General features: G+C 64.4%; 6 protein-coding genes, 2 tRNA genes and 1 pseudogene. 6 read left to right on the top strand and 3 right to left on the bottom strand.

All coding sequences use genetic code 11. The features are described 5' to 3' along the window. Positions 1-701 (bottom strand): ABC transporter transmembrane domain-containing protein (locus JCM9942_RS08580; RefSeq protein WP_425478331.1); only part of this gene is annotated, 701 nt, incomplete at its 3' end. 193 nt (positions 702-894) lie between these two features. On the opposite strand from JCM9942_RS08580, the pseudogene JCM9942_RS08575 reads away from it, so the two are divergent. The 6 genes and pseudogenes from JCM9942_RS08575 (at position 895) to JCM9942_RS08550 (ending at position 5,460) form a co-directional block, all read left to right on the top strand. Next, positions 895-2,480 (top strand): annotated as a pseudogene (locus JCM9942_RS08575) (cytochrome ubiquinol oxidase subunit I). A gap of 15 nt (positions 2,481-2,495) precedes the next feature. After that, positions 2,496-3,647, top strand: a complete 1,152-nt coding sequence (gene cydB / locus JCM9942_RS08570) for a cytochrome d ubiquinol oxidase subunit II (protein WP_054659031.1) — start codon at positions 2,496-2,498, stop codon at positions 3,645-3,647. A gap of 31 nt (positions 3,648-3,678) precedes the next feature. Further along, entirely contained in the window at positions 3,679-3,789 is a 111-nt protein-coding gene (gene cydX, locus JCM9942_RS08565; protein WP_054659029.1) for a cytochrome bd-I oxidase subunit CydX, read from the top strand. A 60-nt stretch (positions 3,790-3,849) separates the two neighbouring features. Beyond that, positions 3,850-3,926 (top strand) — tRNA-Pro (locus tag JCM9942_RS08560). Positions 3,927-4,086: 160 nt separating this feature from the next. After that, positions 4,087-4,163 (top strand) — tRNA-Pro (locus JCM9942_RS08555). Positions 4,164-4,251: 88 nt separating this feature from the next. Next, positions 4,252-5,460 (top strand): CynX/NimT family MFS transporter, encoded by a 1,209-nt coding sequence (locus tag JCM9942_RS08550; protein WP_054659027.1) that lies wholly within the window; start codon positions 4,252-4,254, stop codon positions 5,458-5,460. 54 nt (positions 5,461-5,514) lie between these two features. Here the strand turns inward: JCM9942_RS08550 and JCM9942_RS08545 are convergent, their stop codons facing one another. Both JCM9942_RS08545 and JCM9942_RS08540 read right to left on the bottom strand, forming a co-directional pair. Continuing rightward, entirely contained in the window at positions 5,515-6,771 is a 1,257-nt protein-coding gene (locus JCM9942_RS08545; protein WP_054659033.1) for a glutamate-5-semialdehyde dehydrogenase, read from the bottom strand. Positions 6,772-6,804: 33 nt separating this feature from the next. Then, positions 6,805-7,081: PUA domain-containing protein (locus JCM9942_RS08540; protein ID WP_343123484.1), on the bottom strand; the 277-nt coding region annotated here is incomplete at its 5' end.

Here is a 7,081-nt window from a genome sequence, read left to right as displayed (position 1 = left end):
TCGCCACGCCCATACAGGCGCAGCAGGCCCAGCCCCTTGATGCGGTCGGCGAAGTGACCACTCATCCGCGCCAGTTCTCCCAGTTGCGCGCGACCGGCCGCCTCGGCGCCCCAGCCCACCAGCATCATGAAAAACGGAACCAGCGGCGCGGTACATACCAGGATCACCGCCACCACCCAGTCCACCCAGCCCACGGCCAGCACGATCAGCAGCGGCACAACCATCACTTCCGTACGGACCGGTTGGAAACCGGCGTAGTAGCCTTCGATGGCATCGCCGTGACTGAGCAGCAGCTCACTCAGCTCACCGGTGCGCTGCCGGCGCAACCACAAGGGGCCCCGTTCCATCAGACGCCGGTACACTTTTTCCCGAAGCGCCAGCCTGGCCGCGTCCGCCACATCGCCGGCCGCGCTCTGGGCCAGCCCCCCGAGCAGACTGCGGAACAGCAGGACCAGCGCCAGCAGGCCGAATACCGCGGCGGTCTGCGCCAGCGGACGATGCTCCACCACGATGCTCTGGATCAGCCAGGCGATGGCCGCCGCCTGTCCGATCAGCAGGGCACCGGAGGCACAGATCGCGAACGCGGCCAGCCGCTGCCGCGAAAGGGCGCCCTGGGCCAGTCCGGCCAGCCACTGCTGTTGCTGACGACGCTGCTGACGCTGCGCCTCAGCAGGATGTGTACTCTCATTCAAGACCGGCAACCTGCCTGAAAAAAACCTGTCCGATTGTAGACACGCCTTGCACCCACTGCCGGAGGCCTACCTTCGCCGCTGCATCACCGCGCCACATTGATTCAGATCAAGGCAGGCGACAGTATGAACAGGGAGTATCACACATCGTAGAACCCCCCTCCTGACATAACATGATGCCCATATCCCACGAGGTAGAACGGCCATGATCGACTCGACCGTCGTAGAGCTGTCGCGGCTGCAATTTGCGCTGACCGCGATGTACCACTTCCTGTTCGTCCCACTCACGCTGGGTCTTTCCTTCATGATCGCGATCATGGAAAGCGTGTACGTCATGACCGGCAAGGAGGTCTGGCGGCGCATGACCCTGTTCTGGGGCGTGCTGTTCGGCATCAACTTCGCCATGGGTGTCGGTACCGGCATCGTGATGGAGTTCCAGTTCGGCATGAACTGGTCCTATTACAGCCACTACGTGGGTGACATCTTCGGTGCGCCGCTGGCGATCGAAGGACTGATGGCCTTCTTCCTCGAAGCCACCTTCATCGGCCTGTTCTTCTTCGGCTGGAACCGGCTGACCAAGGTGCAGCACCTGGCGGTGACCTGGCTGATGGCGCTGGGCACCAACCTGTCGGCACTGTGGATCCTGATCGCCAACGGCTGGATGCAGTACCCGGTGGGCGCGGTGTTCAACCCGGAAACGATGCGCATGGAGGTGGTGGATTTTGCCGCCGTGCTGCTCAACCCGGTGGCGCAGGCCAAGTTCGTGCACACCGTGTCGGCCGGTTACGTCACCGGCGCGATGTTCGTGATGTCGATCTCGGCATTCTTCATGCTGCGCGGCAAGCACCGCGATCTGGCCCGCCGCTCGTTTGCCGTCGCGGCCGCCTTCGGCCTGCTGGCCTCGATCTCGGTCGCCGTGCTGGGCGACGAATCCGGTTACGCCACCGCGGAAAACCAGAAGATGAAGCTGGCCGCCATCGAAGGCATGTGGCACACCTATCCGGCACCGGCGCCGTTCACCGCATTCGGCATTCCAAACCAGCAGGAGCAGCGCAACGACTTCGAGGTCAAGATTCCCTATGTGATGGGCCTGATCGCAACGCGTTCGCTGGATCAGGAAATCCCGGGCATCCTGGACCTGGTCAAGCAGGCCGAGGAGCGGGTCAAAGGCGGGCAGATCGCCTATGCCGCGCTCAATCGCATCCGCGCCGACAAGAACGATGTTGAAGCACGCGAAGTGTTCGACCGTCACTGGCAGGACCTGGGCCACGGCCTGCTGCTCAAGCGCTATCGCGACGATATCGCCAACGCCACGCCGGAGGAGATCTCGCAGGCGGCACTGGACACCGTGCCCACCGTCGCGCCGCTGTTCTGGACCTTCCGCATCATGGTTGGCCTGGGCGTGTACATGATCGGCTTCTTCGCCCTGGCGTTCTATTTCTCGTGCCGCAACAACTTCGAAGACAAGCGCACCTTCCTCAAGGTTGCCCTGCTGTCGTTGCCGGCCCCGTGGATCGCCATTGAATGTGGCTGGTTCATCGCCGAGTACGGCCGTCAGCCGTGGGCGGTGGATGGCGTACTGCCGACGTTCTATGCGGCCTCCGGACTGGCGGTCTACGAGATCCTGGCCACGCTGATCGGCTTCACCGCGCTGTACACGGTGCTGCTGGTCATCGAAGTCAAGCTGATGCTCAAGGCCATCCGCAAGGTCCGGACGACATCCTGCCGTCGCTGCAGGAACCGGCCGCCGTCCCCCATCACGCCCGCGCCTCCGGCAACGGCCAGGCATAAGGCAGGAGAACACTCATGGAATTCATTCTTCTGGACTACACGACACTGCGCGTGATCTGGTGGCTGCTGCTGGGCGTGCTGCTGATCGGCTTCGCGGTGATGGACGGCTTCGATCTTGGCGTTGGCACCTTGCTGCCGTTCGTGGCCAAGACCGATGAGGAGCGCCGCCTGGTGATCAACACCATCGGGCCGGTATGGGAAGGCAACCAGGTATGGCTGGTGCTCGGTGGCGGTGCGATCTTCGCCGCCTGGCCGCCACTGTATGCGGTCAGTTTCTCCGGGTTCTACCTGGCGATGTTCCTGATCCTGTTCGCCCTGATCCTGCGCCCGGTCGGCTTCAAGTACCGCGGCAAGATGCCCAGCCAGCGCTGGCGCGACAACTGGGACAAGGCGCTGTTTGTCGGCGGCTTCATCCCGGCACTGATCATGGGCGTGGCAGTCGGCAATGTGCTGCTGGGCGTGCCGTTCCATTTCGACGACACCCAGCGCGTGTTCTACACGGGCAACCTGCTGGGCCTGCTGACCCCGTTCGCTCTGCTGGCCGGCCTGGTCAGTGTGACGATGCTGGTTTCGCACGGTGCGGCCATGCTGGTACTCAAGACCAGCGGCCCGGTCGCGGATCGCTCGGCCCGCATCGGCAGCATCGCCGCCATCGCCTCGTTCGTGCTGTTCGCCCTGGCCGGCGCCTGGGTCGCCTTCGGCCTGCCGGGCTACCAGGTCACCTCGCAGATGGTCAGCGATGGCGCCAGCAATCCGCTGCTGAAGACGGCCGAGTTCTCCGCGGCCGGCGGCTGGCTGCACAACTACCGCACCATGCCGGCCACCATCCTGGCTCCGGTCGTGGGCCTGCTGGGTGCACTGGCCAGCGCGGTACTGCTACGCAAGCATCGCGGCGGCCTGGCATTCATCGCCTCGGGCGCCTCCATCGCCGGCATCATCTTCACCGTCGGCTTTGCGATCTTCCCGTTCCTGCTGCCCTCCTCCACCCAGCCCGGCTCCAGTCTGACGGTGTGGGATGCCTCCTCCAGCCACCTGACGCTGTGGGTCATGCTGCTGGCCACGGTGATCTTCCTGCCCATCATCATCGGCTACACCACCTGGGTGTACCGCGTGCTCAAGGGCAAGACGACGCTGGAAGAGATGGGTGAAAACCCGAACGCCTACTGATCCGCAACGACAACAATCAAGGAGTCAACTCATGTGGTATTTCGCCTGGATTCTCGGTGCGGGCCTGGCATCGACCGTCGCCATCCTCAATGGCATGTGGTTTGAAGCCCGCGAAGATCGCCGCAAGGCAGAGAACCGTTAAAAAATAGCGTTTTGCTATTGCCATAAGCCCGGACTGAGCGTATCTTTCCGGGCTCCTTCACGGGGTGTAGCTCAGTCTGGTAGAGCGCTACGTTCGGGACGTAGAGGTCGCAGGTTCGAATCCTGTCTCCCCGACCAGAAGGTCGCAAGAAGGCCTGGAAAACGGCAACGTTTACCAGGCTTTTTTGTCACCGGGATTGTCCTGTCCCGGCAGTCACGCGCCACGTCATGCAGACGCGTGAACTGAACAAAAAAACTTGCAAGACATGAGGGTCACCGCTATCATGAGCGGCTCCTTCGGGGTGTAGCTCAGTCTGGTAGAGCGCTACGTTCGGGACGTAGAGGTCGCAGGTTCGAATCCTGTCTCCCCGACCAATTCGACAAAAGCCGGCCCTAGGCCGGCTTTTGTTTTTGGCGGTTTCTGAAGCAATACACCGCTTCCCGCCCGCGCTGGAGTCAGCCCGTGTCCGCATCCAACCTTCCACAACCGTCCACATCCCTGTTCAAGGGGCGACTGCTGGCCTTCGCCGCCATCGTGCTGGTCGCCGCGAACCTGCGCAGCGCGGTCACCTCGCTGACCCCGCTGCTGGACCGCCTGGGCCACGTTTTTGATTTCGGCAGCACCATGACCGGCGTGCTGGGCATGATGCCGACCGCGGCCTTCGCCGTATTCGGTCTGGCCACACCGCGTATCACCCGCACCATCGGCCTGGAGCGCACCGCGATACTGGCCATGGTGTTGGCCACCGCCGGCCTGCTGGTACGCGCCTTCGCCGACAACGTCGGCGTGCTGATGCTCGGCTCGGCCATCGCGCTGGCCGGCATGGGCATGGGCAATGTCGTGGTACCGCCCCTGGTCAAGCGCTACTTCGCCGATCGGGTCGGCACACTGAGCACGATCTACATCACCGTCCTGCAGGCCGGCACGATGGTGCCGGCGCTGCTGGCCGTACCGGTCGCCAACCAGTTCGACTGGCGCATCTCGCTGGGCATGTGGTCGCTGCTGTCCGCGGCCGCGGTACTGCCCTGGCTTCTGCTGGCGCGCACCGCGCCGCATATCGAGACCACAACCAGCGGCACCACGCATACCACCGGCGAGGTCTGGAAAACCTCACTCGGCTGGGGCATGGCGCTGATGTTCGGCATGACTTCGCTGGGCACCTATTCGCTGTTCACCTGGCTACCGAAGGTGATGGTCGAAGCCGGCGCCAGCGAATCACTCGGTGGTGTGATGGTTGCGGTCTACTCGGCAATCGGCCTTGCCCCATCGCTGCTGGTCCCGGCCCTGGCGGTGCGCATGCGCAACCCCTTCCCGATCGCGGTGATGGTGTTCGTGCTGAACATGATCGCCTTCGCCGGCCTGCTGCTGGCGCCGATGCGTGCCCCCTGGCTGTGGGCGATCATCGCCGGACTCGGACCGTCCACCTTCCCGCTGGGGCTGACCCTGATCAACCTGCGCACCCGCACCCAGGCCGGCTCGGCGGCACTGTCCGGCTTCATGCAAGGCGTGGGTTACAGCCTGGCCAGCCTTGGGCCGCTGCTGTTCGGCTGGCTGCACGGCATCAGTGACGGCTGGGCGTGGTCATTCGCCTTCCTGGCACTGTGTTCGACCGTGCTACTGGTCGCTGCATGGTTCGCCTGCAAGCCGCAGCAGCTGGAAGACCACTGGTAACGCGCAGCGCCATATCCAGCGCTGCAGCCCGCGCGCGGAAATCGCGGGCCGTCTTCAGACCAGCGGGTGTCGCACCTGGCCTTCGCCGCGCACCACAAATCGCTCCACCGTCAGCGCCTCCAGGCCCATCGGGCCATAGGAATGCAGGCGCGTGGTGGAAATGCCGATTTCTGCTCCCAGCCCCAGTTCCCCGCCGTCGGAAAAGCGCGACGAGGCATTGACCATCACCACTGCCGAGCGCAGGGCATGCATGAACGCCTCGCCATGGGCAGGGTCCGCGGTAGCGATGACTTCGGTGTGATCGGAGGTATAGCGCTGGATATGCGCAATCGCCGCCGCCATATCGGGCACCACGCGAATGGCCAGAACCAGATCCAGGTACTCGGCGGCGTAGTCATCCTCCGTGGCCGGCAACACCTCCGGCAACAGCGCCTGCGTGGCCATATCGCCGCGCAACTCGACGCCGCGCGCACGCAACGCGGTCGCGGCCAACGGCAGGAAGCGCGGTGCGATATCCGCATGCACCAGCAAGGTCTCCAGCGAGTTGCAGGCGGCCGGACGCGACACCTTGCCGTCGATCAGCAGATCCAGCGCCAGCTGCAGGTCGGCACTGTCATCGACAAACAGGTGGCACACGCCCTTGTAGTGCTTGATCACCGGCACGCGCGCGTGTTCGGCGACAAAGCGGATCAGCCCCTCGCCGCCACGCGGAATCGCCAGATCGATGATGTCATTGAGCTGCAGCAGCTCCAACATGGTTTCGCGGCGCAGATCCTCGACCAGGGTCAGCGCCGCCTCGGCAACACCGGCTTCACGCAGCGCACGCCGGAGGCTGGCGGCGATCGCAGTATTGGAGTGGATCGCCTCCGAACCGCCGCGCAGGATCACGCCATTGCCGGCCTTGATGCATAGCGCCGCGGCATCGGCGGTCACGTTCGGGCGCGCTTCGTAGATCATCGCGATCACTCCCAGCGGCACCCGCACCTTCTGCACGCGGATGCCATTGGGGCGTACGTAGTCCCGCGTGACCTCGCCGACCGGATCCGGCAATGCGGCCACTTCGCGCAGCGCATCGGCGACCCCTGCCAGACGCGCAGGGGTGAGCGCCAGCCGGTCCAGCATCGCGCTGCCCACGCCCTTGGCGCGCGCGGCGGCCAGGTCTTCCCCGTTCGCAGCAAGAATCACCACCGCATCGGCCTCCAGCGCATCGGCCATGGCCAGCAGCAGCGCGCTGCGCGCCTGCGTTGACAGCTGCCCCAGGTGTTGGGCGGCGGCGCGACATTGCAGCGCCAGGGTGCGGATATCACTCATGGTCATTCCCGAAGCGGATTCGAAGCCGGAGGATCACAGCAACACCATGTCGTCACGGTGGATCACGTTGTCGCCGTAGTTGTAGCCGAGGATGCTTTCAATCTCGCGCGTATGGTGATGGCTGATACGGCGGATGTCGGTCGCCGAATACTGGCTGATCCCACGCGCGATGCAATGCGTATCCCCGTTATCTTGCAGTCGCACTTCGACCATATCGCCGCGGCGGAACTCGCCCTCGGCCCCACTCACACCGCCAGGCAGCAGCGAGGCCCCCTTCTCGCGCAGCGCGCGCGCGGCGCCAGCATCGACC

It is taken from the genome of Stenotrophomonas pictorum JCM 9942 (assembly GCF_001310775.1).
Taxonomy (GTDB): Bacteria; Pseudomonadota; Gammaproteobacteria; order Xanthomonadales; family Xanthomonadaceae; genus Stenotrophomonas; species Stenotrophomonas pictorum.
This window is presented reverse-complemented; position numbering and strand designations above follow the sequence as displayed.